The sequence below is a fragment of the Synechococcus sp. N5 genome, from assembly GCF_900473925.1.
Lineage (GTDB): Bacteria > Cyanobacteriota > Cyanobacteriia > PCC-6307 > Cyanobiaceae > Parasynechococcus.
Genome location: NZ_UCNI01000006.1, coordinates 258860 through 273866, shown reverse-complemented (window position 1 = coordinate 273866; position 15007 = coordinate 258860). Strand labels below are relative to the sequence as shown.

Annotated in this window: 10 protein-coding genes; 7 read left to right on the top strand and 3 right to left on the bottom strand. The window is 60.4% G+C overall.

The window, feature by feature from the left end; all coding sequences use genetic code 11:
* Positions 1-2 precede the first annotated feature (2 nt).
* Positions 3-1685, bottom strand: coding sequence for a DNA repair protein RecN (recN, locus tag DXY03_RS06805; protein ID WP_115009735.1), 1683 nt, complete (start codon positions 1683-1685; stop codon positions 3-5).
* Positions 1686-1762: 77 nt separating this feature from the next.
* Between recN and DXY03_RS06800 the strand changes: the two genes are divergently transcribed.
* The 7 genes from DXY03_RS06800 to purF all read left to right on the top strand — a co-directional run bounded on the left by DXY03_RS06800 (position 1763) and on the right by purF (position 11604).
* Positions 1763-3622 (top strand): AarF/ABC1/UbiB kinase family protein, encoded by a 1860-nt coding sequence (locus tag DXY03_RS06800; RefSeq protein WP_115009734.1) that lies wholly within the window; start codon positions 1763-1765, stop codon positions 3620-3622.
* Between the two features lie 24 nt (positions 3623-3646).
* On the top strand, positions 3647-4228 hold the full coding sequence (locus DXY03_RS06795; RefSeq protein WP_115009733.1) for an alpha/beta hydrolase: 582 nt from the start codon (positions 3647-3649) through the stop codon (positions 4226-4228).
* 101 nt (positions 4229-4329) lie between these two features.
* Complete coding sequence (gene thrC, locus DXY03_RS06790; protein WP_115009979.1) at positions 4330-5388, top strand: threonine synthase; 1059 nt, start codon at positions 4330-4332, stop codon at positions 5386-5388.
* A gap of 435 nt (positions 5389-5823) precedes the next feature.
* Complete coding sequence (gene dnaN, locus DXY03_RS06785; RefSeq protein WP_115009732.1) at positions 5824-6981, top strand: DNA polymerase III subunit beta; 1158 nt, start codon at positions 5824-5826, stop codon at positions 6979-6981.
* A gap of 1 nt (position 6982) precedes the next feature.
* The gene (locus tag DXY03_RS06780) at positions 6983-7738 is read left to right on the top strand and encodes an RNA methyltransferase (protein WP_115009731.1); all 756 of its coding nucleotides are present in this window, start codon (positions 6983-6985) and stop codon (positions 7736-7738) included.
* A 40-nt stretch (positions 7739-7778) separates the two neighbouring features.
* Positions 7779-10085 (top strand): phosphoribosylformylglycinamidine synthase subunit PurL, encoded by a 2307-nt coding sequence (gene purL / locus DXY03_RS06775; protein WP_115009730.1) that lies wholly within the window; start codon positions 7779-7781, stop codon positions 10083-10085.
* Positions 10086-10146: 61 nt separating this feature from the next.
* The gene (purF, locus tag DXY03_RS06770) at positions 10147-11604 is read left to right on the top strand and encodes an amidophosphoribosyltransferase (protein ID WP_115009729.1); all 1458 of its coding nucleotides are present in this window, start codon (positions 10147-10149) and stop codon (positions 11602-11604) included.
* Between the two features lie 7 nt (positions 11605-11611).
* On the opposite strand, the gene DXY03_RS06765 is transcribed toward purF, so the two are convergent.
* Together DXY03_RS06765 and DXY03_RS06760 are read right to left on the bottom strand one after the other, a co-directional pair.
* Entirely contained in the window at positions 11612-14080 is a 2469-nt protein-coding gene (locus DXY03_RS06765) for a DNA topoisomerase (ATP-hydrolyzing) subunit A (protein WP_115009728.1), read from the bottom strand.
* Between the two features lie 45 nt (positions 14081-14125).
* Positions 14126-14989, bottom strand: coding sequence for a tetratricopeptide repeat protein (locus tag DXY03_RS06760; RefSeq protein WP_244272342.1), 864 nt, complete (start codon positions 14987-14989; stop codon positions 14126-14128).
* Positions 14990-15007: the final 18 nt, after the last annotated feature.

The following is a 15007-nucleotide window of genomic DNA, read 5'->3' as shown; positions in this document are numbered from 1 at the left end:
CTTCAAGCTGTTCGCTGGTCCAGCAGGCTTGCTGCATAGGCATCAGCCTGATCACCACCAGCGAGGGCTGCCAGCTCCTGGCGGCGTTCCTGAGTGTCCCGCAGTCGGGACACTCGCGAATGGGTGGTGCCGTCTTCCACATGCTTACTCACCCGGAAATGGTGATCGGCCACTGCCGCCACGAGCGGTTGGTGGGTGACGCAGAACACCTGACGCTGACGGGCCAGGGTCTGAAGCAGATCGGCCATCGCTCCACTGACGCGTCCGCTGACGCCGGCATCAATCTCATCGAACAACAGCGTGCTGGAGCCATCCACAGAGGCAAGGGTGGTCTTGAGCGCGAGCAGAAAACGGGACATCTCACCGCCGGAGGCCACCTCCGTTAGCGGTGCCATCGGTTGGCCGGGATTGGCGGAGAACAGGAATTGAACAGCGTCCGCCCCATGCTCAGCCGGATCACAGGGGGTGAGATCCACCTTGAAGCGCACGTTGGCCAGGCCCATGGGTGGCAACAGCTTCAGCAACGAGGCTCCTAAGGCCTCCGCCGCCTTAAACCGCTCGCGACGCAGGGCCGCATTGGCCTGATCACGCGTCTGGCGACGGACGGTCTCGGCCTGTTGCAGGCGGGCGAGATCCGCCGCGAAGCCTTCCGATCCCAAACGATGCAGCAGCTCGTCACGCCGCTGAATCAAACCGGCCAGATCAAGGCCATAACGGCGCTGCAGCCGTTTTAAAACCGACAGACGCTCCTGAATCCGCTCCAGCTGGTCTGGATCGCTCTCCAGCGCCAGGCCGTATTGATCCAGGGAGCGCAACAAACCGTCCACACCTGCTTCGAGATCCAGCGCCTGATCACGCAGGGGCTCAAGCGAACCATCCAGCTGCGCCATGGCCTGCAGCTCCTGGATGCACGCCGCGAAATGTTCCTGCAGGGAAGGCGCCTGATCCACACCGTCGCGGAGACGCCCAAACAGCAAGGCCAAACCCTCCAGCAGCCTCACGCCATGGACGAGGCGATCCTGGTCCTGTTCCAGCCGCTGCTGCTCGTCGGGGTCGTCGAGATCGGCAGCTTGCAGCTGCTCCAGCTGCTCTTCCTGTTCAGCCTGCTCCTGTTCAGAGCGCTGCTGCTCCTGCTCAAGTGCCGTCAAGGCATCTGCAGCCTGGCGCCATTCGGTCCAGGCATCAGCCACCTGAACTTTGAGCTCAGCCAATGCCGATCCACCGAGACGGTCAAGCCAGAGCCGTTGCTGCCCCGCCCGCGACAACAGCTGGGTCTGTCCCTGAACCGTGAGATCAATCAACAGCGGCCTCAGCTCAAGCAACTGCTGACGATTCACCGTGCTGCCATTCAGCCGACAGCGACTGGAATAACGATCACCCTCCTGCCGTTTCCATTCCCGGCTGATCAGAAGCTCCTCTTCGGGATCAAACTCCGCCGCAATCAACCACTGCTCCAGGGCTGGGTTGAGTTGAAACGCAGCCTCGATCCTGGCGCGATCCGAACCCGTCCGCAGCAGACGAACGCCGCTGGAACCCTGCGCTCCACCCAGCACCGCATCGAGGGCATCGAGAAGGATCGATTTACCAGCGCCGGTCTCACCGGTGAGCACCGTGAAACCCGAGCCGAACTCCAGTTCAAGACTCTCAATCAGAGCGATGTTCTGCAGCAGCAGACCGGTGAGCACGTCCAGCCCTGTGATGATGCCGACCGTAGCGGCAGCTCGGTTCGTTTAGAAGGGGTGTCGGACATCCCGATGAATTGATGGCGCAGGAGCTCGGGGATTTCATCGAAGCCGCTGGGTTGCTCGAGTACGACCCCGCCGCCATCACACGTATTTATGCCGGCCATCCCCAGCGGCTGATCCGCCGGCTCTGGCAAACCCTCGTACCCATCGGCCTGTTGCTGCTGGGCGTCGCCTTCGACTGGATCTTCCAGTTACTGAAGGATGAGGAACGGGCCCGGGCTCGAGCTCGCGAATGCGCTGAACTTCTTGTGGATCTCGGCCCTGCCTTCATCAAGGCCGGCCAGGCGCTCTCCACCCGACCGGACATCGTCCCCCCGCTGCTGCTGGAAGAACTGGCCCAGCTCCAGGACCAACTGCCGGGCTTCGACAGCGGCCTGGCCATGGCCTGCATCGAGGAAGACCTCGGCGCACCGGTGGATGACATTTTCGAGCAGCTGGACCGGGAACCGATCTCAGCCGCCTCCTTGGGTCAGGTGCACAAGGGAACCCTCAAGGGTGGCGCAAGGGTGGCGGTGAAGGTGCAGCGCCCGGGGCTGCGCGAACAGATCACCCTGGATCTGTACATCGTGCGCAACATCGCCGCCTGGTTGAACAGCAACATCGGATTGATCCGCAGTGACCTCGTCGCCCTGATCGATGAACTGGGGCGACGGGTGTTCGAAGAGATGGATTACCTCAACGAGGCCTCGAACGCTGAGACCTTCGCTGAGCTGCATCAACACAACCCTCGCATCGCTGTTCCGACGATTTATCGCAACGCCACCAGTCGCCGGGTGCTGACGATGGAGTGGATCGACGGCGTCAAGCTCACCAACCTTGATGCGGTTCGCGAGCTCGGTGTGGACCCGGACGACATGGTGGAAGTGGGCGTGAACTGCAGCCTTCAACAATTGCTGGAGCATGGGTTCTTCCATGCCGATCCCCACCCCGGCAATCTCCTGGCTCTGGAGGACGGTCGCCTCTGTTATCTCGACTTCGGGATGATGAGCGAAGTGAGCCGCGAGTCACGCACCGGCTTGATTCAGGCCGTGGTTCATCTGGTGAACCGGAACTTCGGGAAGCTCTCCAAAGACTTCGTCACCCTAGGGTTTCTGGCGGAAGACGTGAACCTGGAACCGATTGTTCCCGCCTTCGAAAAAGTGTTCAGCCAGGCCTTGGAAGCCGGCGTCAACCGCATGGATTTCAAAGCGGTCACCGACGACATGTCCGGTGTGATGTACAAATTCCCCTTCCGGGTGCCGCCTTACTACGCCCTGATCATTCGATCACTGGTCACCCTGGAAGGCATCGCCCTCAGTGTTGATCCGAACTTCAAGATCCTCGGTGCTGCCTATCCCTACTTCGCCAGGCGGCTGATGGAGGATCCCGATCCCCAGTTGCGTCAGAGCCTTAAAGAGATGCTGTTCGACGGGGAGGCGTTCCGTTGGACCCGTCTGGAAAATCTGGTCTCCAGTGCTGCAAGCCAGGCCCAGCTGGATCTGGAGGCCTTGCTCGATCAACTGCTCGACTTCCTGTTCTCACCCAAGGCAGGACTACTTCGGGATCAACTGGTGACCGCGACGGTTGATCGTCTGGATGCTCTGGGTTGGTCGACGATGCAACGCCTGGGTCGACGCCTCCCCAAACGGCTGCAACCCTCCGCCCTTGCCCAGACACCTCCCGGGCTCTCCGATCCACTGATGCAACTAGAGCCGGTGCGGGAATTGATCCAGGTGTTGCAATCCTTGCCGGGATTCACCCCTGAGCTTCTGCTGCGTCGAATGCCAAGGGTGCTCAATGAACCAGACACCCGGCGCATGGGCTTCAAGGTGGCTCAGGGGCTGGCCGAACGGGGAGTTGTCCGCTTGGTGCGGGTCGCCGCTGGAGTTCCGGCCTAACTTCCGGCCAACACCTTCAGCGTGATGCTCCCCAAGCCCTTCACCCGTTCCTCTCTGCTGGCCGCGGCGGCGGGGCTTGGAATCAGCTGGACCAGTGTCACGCAACCTCTGCATGCCGCCACGGATGTCGCCCTGGTGAGTGGTGCCTTCCGCCGCTCCATTCCCGTCAAGGAATTTGAGCATTTGGCCGAAACCGGGGAAGCCGTTGGCCTGCTGAAGAATCTGTTAGTGCTGTCCGGACAAGACCCGAAAGAGGTCTCGCAGTTGCTGAATCAAAGCCTCGACCTTCCCTTGGTGCTCACAAGCCGTCTGATCAACACACGGATCGGTGAGGCCATCCTGCGTCGTGCCGCACGCATCATCTATCCGATCTACACACCTGAACCTGCAGTGAGTGTTCCGGCGATCCGTGCCGGTTTAGTTCAGGGCTTGCAAAAGAAAAAGGGCCTCACAGCAGTGAACTTTTTGCAGGCCTATCCCAATGCCGTCATGGCAGTGAACTTGCCGGCTTTGTTTGGGGTGATCGAAAAAGCGGAATCCATCGCCGGTCTGGTGCAATTTTTCTCCGACTCCCCCTTGGACGGATTGAAGGAAGCGCAACCCTGACCAAGCCCTGAACTGACGCCGCCTAGATTCCGGCAATCCCCCCATCCCAGCCGGTGTCCCTGTTTCAGAACCTCCGTCGGCGTTTCACTGCCACCCCTGTGATGCAGGACTGGCCTGGACTGATTGAGGCCTATCGCAGCTGGCTGCCCGTCAGCGATGCGACGCCCATCATCAGCCTGCGTGAAGGCGCCACCCCTCTGATCCCCGTGCCATCGGTTGCGGAACAGATCGGCAAGGGCGTGAAAGTGTTCGTGAAATACGACGGCCTGAACCCCACAGGGTCCTTCAAGGACCGGGGCATGACCATGGCCATCAGCAAAGCCAAGGAAGCCGGTTGTGAAGCGGTAATTTGTGCCAGCACGGGCAACACCAGTGCTGCGGCTGCGGCCTATGCCAGGCGGGGTGGGATGCGTGCCTTCGTCTTGATCCCGGATGGCTATGTCGCCCAGGGAAAACTGGCTCAGGCGTTGGTGTACGGCGCTGAGGTGTTGGCGATCCGCGGCAACTTCGACCGCGCCCTCGACATCGTTCGCGAAGCGGCAGAGAAGTATCCCGTCACCCTCGTGAACTCGGTGAATCCCTACCGGCTGCAGGGCCAGAAAACGGCGGCCTTCGAAATCGTGGATGCCCTCGGTGATGCACCCGACTGGCTGTGCATTCCCATGGGCAACGCCGGAAACATCACCGCCTATTGGATGGGTTTCCAGGAATATCAACAGGCCGGCATGAGCCGCAGCCTGCCCCGAATGATGGGATTCCAGGCCAGCGGATCCGCCCCTCTGGTGAACAACACCACGGTGACGGACCCCGAAACCATCGCCACCGCCATTCGCATTGGCAACCCGGTCAACCGAGCCAAGGCCCTGGCAGCTCGCGAAGCCAGCAATGGCGCGTTCCTGGATGTGACCGACGCGGAGATCATCTCGGCCTACAAGCTGCTTGGCGGCCAGGAGGGAATCTTCTGTGAACCCGCCAGCGCTGCCTCTGTGGCAGGCCTGCTCAAGCGCAAAGATGAAGTGCCAGCCGGCGCCACGGTGGTCTGCGTTCTGACCGGCAACGGCCTCAAGGATCCCGACTGCGCCATCAGCAACAACGACGCCGCCTTCCACACCGACCTCAATCCTGATCTGGGCACCGTCGCAAGTGTGATGGGCTTCTGACACACCGCCTTGCATCAACGCACTTCTGCCCCCGTCAGGGGGCTTTTTGTGGCCGTAAGACAAAACCAACCGATAAAGCGGCTGCGGAAGACACCCGAAAACCATCCCAACACGCTGTGGAAAACAGCCGAGAACTATCCACCGGTTTGTCGCGCGAGTTTTCCACCCGCTGTGAAGAGGTGGAAAACGAAGCCTCACTCCCCATCCTGTGAAAAATTCTCCTCAGCCCTGGCTCATCGAGAACTGTGAAGCGCACTGGGTTCTGAGCTCCTTTCCCCCTTTTCCCCAGGCCCTACTACTGCTGTTTTTGTTTTTTATTTTTTAAATCCATAAGAACCAAACAGCCGAACAGAGGCTCCCGAACCGTTGGCCATTGCACTTCCCCTCAGCCTGTGAAACCGTGGGACACCTCAGCGCGCTCAGGTCTTCAGGACGATGAAGGTGGTCTGTTCACAGTCCGAACTGAATAGCGCTCTGCAATTGGTGAGCCGTGCAGTCGCCACACGCCCCACGCACCCGGTTTTGGCCAATGTGTTGCTCACCGCCGATGCCGGCAGCAACCGCCTCAGCCTGACCGGTTTTGACCTGAGCCTGGGAATTCAGACGTCCCTCGCCGCCAGTGTGGAAACCAGCGGGGCCATCACACTGCCGGCCCGGCTGCTGGGAGAGATCGTGTCCCGGTTGTCCAGCGATTCTCCGGTCACCCTCGCCGTTGACGACTCCGGTGAGCAGGTTCAGCTCACCAGCCTCAGCGGCAGTTATCAGATGCGCGGCATGAGCGCTGACGACTATCCCGATCTTCCGATGGTGGAGAGCGGCATGACACTCAAGCTGCAACCTGAACGGTTGGTGCAGGCGCTCAAAGGCACCCTGTTTGCCAGCAGTGCTGATGAAGCGAAGCAACTGCTCACCGGCGTGCATCTCAAGTTCAACCAGCGGGCTCTGGAAGCGGCTGCCACTGATGGTCACCGCCTTGCCGTACTGAATGTTGAGGATGCCCTGCAGGATGCGGCCGTGACCGATGCGGTGGACGACGAGGGGTTCGCCGTGACTCTTCCATCTCGCTCACTTCGGGAGGTGGAGCGGCTGATGGCGTCCTGGCGGTCCGATGAACCGGTCAGTTTGTTCTGTGATCGCGGTCAGGTGGTGTTTCTTGCGGCCGATCAAATGGTCACCAGCCGCACCTTGGAAGGCACCTATCCCAATTACGGCCAGCTGATCCCCGATGGTTTCACCCGCACCTTTGGAATGGACCGTCGCGCCCTGATCGCTGCTTTGGAGAGGATTGCTGTTCTCGCTGATCAACACAACAACGTTGTGAAATTCAGCAGTCAGCCCGAGGACGGTGTTGTTCAGATCAGTGCCGATGCGCAGGATGTGGGCAGTGGCTCTGAATCACTTCCCTCCAACTTGGATGGTGACGCCATGCAGATCGCCTTCAATGTTCGCTATCTGCTGGATGGCCTGAAAGCCATGGGCTCTGATCGGATTGTTCTGCACTGCAACGCGCCCACCACGCCGGCTGTGCTCCGTTCCGAGGAAGCGTCCGAAGCCTTCACCTATCTGGTGATGCCTGTTCAGATTCGTTCCTGATGTGTCGCTACCGGATCAGCTGCTTCTCAGTGATCTTCTGAGTCATACGGTTCGTTGTGATCTGGGTCTGGATCACGGGCCTGGGGTCATGGCCTGGATGCATCCGCCGGTGCATCGTCTTCTGGGCTGGGTCAGCCGTCCATCAGCCCTGCGCATGTCACGGGATATCTGGCGTTTGAACCAGTGTTGTGGTTTGAGCGATCAACAGGTGTTTGTCCGTGGCGAGCCGGCGGTCACCGATCAGGTGACTCTGGAGCGCTTGCCCACGCTGATGGATGCAGCCTTGCTGGATCGTGACGGTGAGCGGATCGGCAGCGTTGTGGACCTTGATTTTCGACCTGCCGATGGCGCGATTCTTCACTACCTGATCGCACGCAGCGACCCGCGGTTGCCGGGGAGTTCCCGATGGCGTTTGGCTCCCGATCGCATCCTTGATCAACAACCGGGTCAGATCCAAACCGGCCTGATGGGATTGGACGATCTGCCCATGGCCCGCGCCAGCGTTCGGCACGATCTGCTCCAACGCACCCAACACTGGCGGGACCAGTTGCGTTCCATGGGTGATCGGGCCAGCGATCGCCTGGAGGGTTGGTTGGACGACTCGCCCATCGATGAGCTGCGATCGGAAAGCGTGCGCTTCAGATCCGACGTCGAGGACGAACCAAGAGAGGTGTCGGGACCTGAGGTCTGGGACGACGAAAGCTGGGATGAGCCCCCCTCTCGCCGCCGTCGCGAGGACGAAGATCCCTGGGTCTGACGGGCGGTCGGCAACACTGGGGGGAGGTGCTCCGCGATTCGTGGTTTCCTCCCCTGCGTACGACATAGCTGCAGCCCTGAAGCAGGAAGGGCTCAAGCCCACTGACTGGGATGAGATCTGTCGGCGTCTCGGCCGCGAGCCGAATCGAGCTGAACTGGGCATGTTCGGGGTGATGTGGTCCGAACACTGCTGTTATCGCAATTCCCGGCCTCTGCTGAGTGGTTTCCCCACGGAGGGACCACGCATCCTTGTTGGACCCGGCGAAAACGCTGGTGTGGTGGATCTCGGTGGGGGCCACCGGTTGGCCTTCAAGATCGAAAGCCATAACCACCCCTCCGCCGTCGAACCCTTTCAGGGGGCGGCCACAGGGGTGGGCGGCATCCTGCGTGACATCTTCACGATGGGGGCCCGTCCGATCGCGCTGCTGAACGCTCTGCGCTTCGGCCCTCTTGAGGATCCCGCCAACGTAGGCCTGATGGAAGGCGTTGTGGCCGGCATTGCCCATTACGGCAACTGCGTTGGTGTCCCGACGGTGGGTGGCGAGGTGGCTTTTGATCCCTCCTATTCCGGCAATCCGTTGGTGAATGCCATGGCCCTTGGCCTGATGGAGACCGAGGAGATCGTCAAATCCGGTGCGATCGGCGTCGGCAATCCTGTGGTGTACGTGGGCAGCACCACCGGTCGGGACGGCATGGGGGGAGCCAGCTTTGCCAGTGCTGAGCTCAGTGCCGATTCCTTGGACGATCGCCCCGCCGTTCAAGTGGGCGATCCGTTTCTGGAGAAAGGGCTGATCGAAGCCTGCCTTGAGGCCTTCGCCAGTGGTGATGTGGTGGCCGCTCAGGACATGGGCGCCGCTGGTCTCACCTGCAGCTGTTCGGAAATGGCTGCCAAAGGGGGCCTGGGGGTGGAACTGGATCTGGACCGTGTTCCGGCCCGTGAAACCGGGATGACGGCTTACGAGTTCCTGTTGTCGGAATCCCAGGAACGGATGTTGTTCGTTGTGAAGGCCGGCCGGGAGGACGCCTTGATGCAGCGCTTCCGTCGCTGGGGCCTGCAGGCGGCGGTTGTGGGAAAGGTGCTCCAGGAACCGATTGTGCGGGTGTTGCATCACGGTGCTGTCGCCGCTGAGGTGCCGGCCACAGCTCTTGCCGATGACACCCCAATCGAAAAACATGCCCTGTTGCAGGAGCCCCCGGCCGACCTTCAGGCGCTCTGGAGTTGGACCGAGCAGGAGCTTCCGGAGCTGAGCGATGCAGCGACAGCCCTGCTTCAGCTTCTGGATGACCCCACCATTGCGAGCAAGCAGTGGGTTCACCGTCAGTACGACCAGCAGGTGCTGGCCAACACGGTGGTCTCCTCTGGAGCCGCTGATGCCGCCGTGGTGCGTCTGAGACCTCAGCAAGGCGATGGATCCATGGCCGCATCCAATCGTGGTGTTGCTGCCACGGTGGACTGCCCCAACCGTTGGGTTGCCCTGGATCCCGAACGCGGTGCTCAGGCGGCCGTGGCCGAAGCGGCACGCAACCTGAGTTGTGTGGGGGCGGAGCCTCTGGCGGTGACCGACAACCTCAATTTCCCCTCACCGGAGACACCCAAGGGCTTCTGGCAGCTGGCCATGGCCTGCCGCGGGATCTCCGATGCCTGCCGTGCCCTCAACACTCCGGTCACTGGCGGCAATGTCTCGCTCTACAACGAGACCAAACAGGATGACGGCACGATGCAACCGATTCACCCCACGCCGGTGATCGGCATGGTTGGTGGTGTGGATGACATCAGCTGGGTGACTGGCTTGGGCTGGCAACAGCCCGGCGATGCGATCTTCCTCATCGGTGTTCCGCCGGAGGATGGTGCCGATCCCAGCCTTGGTTTGGCCGGCAGTGCCTATCAGCAGCAGACCCTTGGCTCCTTGGCCGGACGACCGCCCAAGCCCGATCTTGCCGTCGAAGCAGCGGTGGGGCATTTGGTGCGTGAGGCCATTACTCAAGGTTTGTTGGCCTCCGCCCACGATTGCAGTGATGGCGGCTTGGCCGTGGCGTTGGCTGAGTCCTGCATCGCCTCTGATCTGGGCATCAGCGTGACCCTGTCCACAGGCTCAGCGCGCCTGGAGCGGGTTCTGTTCGCCGAAGGCGGCAGCCGGGTGATTGTGTCGGTGAATGCAGCATCCCTCCCTGCATGGGAGCAGTTGAGCGCATCCAATCCAGCGCTTTGCGTCACCCAGCTGGGCAGCGTGACCGCGGAGTCTCGACTGGTGATCCGATCCGAATCGGCTGTTCAGCTCGATCTTGAGGTGCAACGCTGTGCTGCTGTTTTCCGTGATGCGTTGCCCCGACGGATGCATTCGGAGTGATTGAGTCAGGCGTTGCCTGACGGTCGTTTCTCTTCCTTATCTCTCTGACTTCGGATTCATCATGTGCGGCATTATCGGAATGTTCTGTGTTGACTCGGTCAACCAACAGATCTACGACAATCTGCTTCTGCTTCAGCACCGCGGTCAGGACTCGGCAGGGATTGTCACGATGGACAATCACACCTTCCATGTGCACAAACAAAGGGGACGTGTGCGTGAAGCCTTTCGCACAAGAGACATGCGAAAGCTGCTGGGAAATGCCGGAATTGGCCACGTTCGTTATGCCACTCGTGGTGCTGCTGCGTCAGAAGAGGAAGTTCAGCCGTTCTATGTAAATGCCCCCTATGGCATCACTTTCGTTCACAACGGCAATCTCACCAACACCCTTCAGCTTGAGCAGGATCTGTTCAAGATTGATCGTCGTCACACCAATTCCACCAGCGATACGGAGATGCTGGTCAATGTGTTGGCCACGGAGATTCAATCTCAGCTCACAGGACGTGATCTCACACCGGATCAGTTGTTTGAGGCGGTGGCGTCACTCCATCACCGCGTTCAGGGCTCCTATGCGGCGATCGCTTTGATTGCGGGCCACGGAATGCTGGCCTTCCGGGATCCCTACGGAATTCGTCCCCTGATTCTCGGTAGGCGGTTGTCTGACCAAGGTCGTGAGGAGTGGATTGTCGCCAGTGAATCGCTGGTGATTGAAAACAGTGGCTACGAGATCGTTCGCGATGTTGATCCCGGCGAGGCCGTGTTCATCGACGCTGATTCGAACTTGCACCAGCGTCAGTGTGCTGAGTCTCCCTGCTTAATTCCCTGTGCTTTTGAGTACGTGTATTTGGCGCGGCCGGATTCCGTTATGAACGGCATATCGGTGTACGAGTCGCGTTTACGAATGGGTGATCGTCTGGCTCAAACCATTGCTGAAACATTGCCGGCTGGTGATATTGATGTTGTGATGCCGATTCCTGATTCAGCAAGACCTTCGGCGATGCAGGTGGCCAAGCAATTGGGTCTTGAGTATCGAGAAGGGTTTTACAAGAACCGCTATGTCGGCCGAACCTTCATCATGCCGGGTCAAGCTGAAAGGAAGAAATCAGTGCGGCAGAAGCTCAATGCTCTCGGAACTGAATTCGCCGGGAAGAATGTTCTAATTGTCGACGATTCGATTGTTCGTGGAACAACATCCCGCGAGATTGTTCAGATGGCACGCAGCGCTGGTGCCAACAAGGTGACGTTCACGTCGGCTGCTCCACCGGTTCGCTATCCCAATGTTTATGGGATCAACATGCCAACCCGGGCTGAGCTGCTTGCCCACGGCCGAACAAGTGAGCAGATCTCAGATGTTCTCGGGGCTGATCATGTTGTCTATCAGACCGTTGAGAATCTGCTGGAAAGCATTGTTGAGAACACTGAGATCAAGGATCTCGAGATGTCTTGTTTTGATGGTCACTATGTGACCGGTGGAATCGACGAAGATTATTTCCAGTGGTTGGAGCAGAACTGCCGCTCCTGATCGGGGGTTATGAATTCGGTTGAATGGCGTTGATCACATCAACAATGGCCTCTCCTTTCTGAAGAGACGCCTGCTGCGTAGGTTTATCTCCGGGTTTTGAGATGTTGATGTTTTTCGGATCCAAGCGCCCGTGACGACCCTTGCTGGTGCGCACACCTACAAGACCGGGTCCAGTGCTGATGCCCACCAGACGATCAGATTCCGCAACAATCTGCACCGCCATGCTGCCGAGATCGCCCCGTTGGTTGTAGCGCAGGCCTGAGCAGTCGATTCGCCCGATCATTCCCTGCCTGGTGATCAGCATCAGTGGTGCCTGTTCCGTGCAGACGGCTCCAACGATCTGTTCCCCGGGTAGCAATCGCATGGTCATGGGTCCCTGTGCCAATCGACCCATCAACGGAAGTGAATCTTCACTGACTCGCAGTCGCAGCAGGCGACCGATGTCGCTGACCAGCACCAGTGTTCCCTGATCGCGGCAGATCACTGCATTGTTGAGTTCGACTCCCTCTTTCAACTTGAGAACGCTGGTGGCCCGACCGGAAAGGTCCACCACTTCGCTGAGGGGGAGCCGCTTAAAGCGTCCATCGCTGCTGAGCAAGCCCAGACTCAGGTCGTCGATGTTCTGGCTGGGCAGCGACAGCAGCGAAACGATGGGGTCTCCGTCGAGGCCCGTGGGCAGGAATCGGTCAATCGGGCCGGGCTGCTGTCCAGCAAATTCCCAGCGCACCTGGGCGATGCGTCCCCCCGCACTCACTGCCAACAGTCGTGGTGGTGGCTCGATCGGCAGGATCACCCGTGCCGGAGATGGTGCATCACCAATGGGGCATGGATCATTGAGGTGCAGTCGGCCCAGCACCTGGGGGGTGACGATCTTCACTTGGCCATCGGCCTGGATCAGCACCCGACCATCTCCGGGCAGTGCAGCCAGGGCTTGCTGACGCAGCAGTTCAGTGTTCGGCCGTTGGCTGGCTGCCCGCTCGGCCATCAGGGCATCACCGCCTTCCACCAGGCGGGTTCGCCGCGGGGTGCTGAAGCGTTTTTTCAACGCCTTGAGTTCTGTCACCATCGCGTCCAGTAGCTGATCCCGGTTGTCCAGGAGCAACTTCAGGCGTTGACGTTCCGCTCGAAGCTCATCCAGCTCCTGGCGCAGGCTTTCCTGTTCGAGTCCGGTCAGGCGCCTCAGGGGCATGGCCAACACCGCATCCGCCTGCCGTTCGCTGAGGTCGAGACGCACCATTAGGCTGGCGCGGGCTGAGGCGGCGTCATTCGCCTCCTGAATCATGGCGATCACCGCCTGAAGGTTGTTCAGAGCTGTGATCAGTCCTTCCACCACCTCAAGCCGGTCTTCGGTCTTGCGCAGGGCATGGCTGGTGCGTCGGATCAGGGTCAGTTCCCTGAAATCGAGGAAGGTCTGCAGCAGTTGGCGCAGCGACAGTTGCTGGGGTTGTCCATCCACCAGGGCGAGAAGGATGGCTCCGAAGTTGCTCTGCAGTGCCGTTCGCCGTTGCAGATCCTTTAGCACCTTCTCGGGATCTGCATCGCGACGCAGCTCCACCACCACACGCATGCCTTCGCGGTCGCTTTCGTCGCGGATGTCGGCTATTCCGCCGATTTTTCCGTCGTTGACGGACTCCGCCAGTTTTTCAATCCAGCCGGCTTTGCTGAGCTGGTAAGGCAGTTCGGTGACGACCACGGCATTGCGTTTGTGGCGCCCTTTGCCCGGTTGCACCTCTTCGGTGTGGGCCACGCCGCGCATCGGGATGCTGCCCCGTCCATGCAGGTAAGTGTCCCGCAGGCCTGAGCTGATTAGTACTTCACCGCCTGTGGGGAAGTCGGGCCCTGGGATCAGCTCCAGCAGTTTTTCCTCACTCAGCTCCGGTTTGCGGATCAGGGCGATCAGGCCATCCACCACCTCTCCCAGGTTGTGCGGGGGAATGCTGGTGGCCATGCCAACGGCGATGCCGGAGCAGCCGTTCAGCAGCAGGAAGGGAAGCTGGGCTGGAAGAACGGTGGGTTCCTGTTGGGACCCATCGAAGTTCGGTGCGAAATCAACCGTGTCCTCACCGATCTCCTCCAGCATCGCCTGGTGAGAGATCGGCGCCAGGCGGGTTTCGGTGTACCGCATGGCCGCCGGTGGGTCGTCATCCACCGAGCCGAAATTGCCATGGCCGTCGAGCAGTGGATGACGGCTGGAGAAGCTCTGAACAAGCCGCACTAAGGCGTCGTAAACGGCCTGATCACCGTGGGGGTGGTATTTGCCGAGGACGTCACCGACAACCCTCGCGCATTTCCGATAGGGACGGTCTGGGGTGAGCCCCAGTTCCTGCATTGCGTACAGAATCCGCCGCTGGACGGGTTTGAGACCATCGCGGGCATCGGGCAACGCTCGACCCACGATCACGCTCATCGCGTATTCGAGGTAGGAGCGCTGCATCTCCTGATGCAGGGCGATCGGTTCAACGCGCTCCTCAGCCATTCGGTCTAACGCTCTCCGACCGGAAGGCGCTCAGCCTACAGATGATCACTGGCTTTTCTTCCACGTTGCGTTGGCTTGGGCTCGTTCCACGCTGTTGGTGAGCTGCGGCTCGCTCAGCAATTCTGCCGTCGCCTCACGGATGCGCACACCCCAAAGCTGTTCGGCTTGATGCAGGGGCAAAACGTAGTTGGGGTTCTTGGCCAATGCTGTGGATGCCAGCTGGATCGCCTCGGTCTGCTCACCCTGTTGATGCAGCGCTGCGGCCAGGGCCAGCATCGGTTCTGCGTTGGTCTCCAGCTTCAGCACCCGGCGCCAACGCCGCACGGCTTCCTGCCGCTGGCCCAGCTCAAAAAGCACCAGGGCCTGGTTGTTCAGGGCTTCCCAGAACTCCGGCTTCAGGGCCGTGGCTTGTTCGAACGACTTCAGGGCCAGAGGGAGTTCGCCCTGCATGATCCTGGCGTTGCCGAGGTCGAAATAGGCCGAAGCGTTGTTCGGATCCAATTGGAGTCCGCGGGTAATCAAGGGAACGGCATCGTCCGGTCGCTCCGCCCGCAGGGCGATCGCTGCTTCGGCGAACCACAGGCCGGCTTTTTCAGGATTCAGCTGCTTGGCCCGGGCCAGAGATCGGCTTGCGTCCTTGAGGTCGTTGTTGCGCAGTTGAGCCTCCGCAAGTATCGACCAGAACCGTTCGTCATTGGGGTTGAGCCGCACCGCCAGAGCCGCCAGTCGTGCTGCGTCCTTGGCTTGCCCCAGCTGAAGCAGCTGTGCAGCAGTCCGACCGATGCCGATTGATGAGCCCTTGAGTTCCGTTTCGGTGGGCAGATAGACGTAGGGGATCAGGGCGTTGGCTGCTGGGGCGCCGAACCAACCCCCCAGAACGACCAGTGCAGCCGCCAGCGTTCGACGCAAGCCAATTCGACGCAGCAC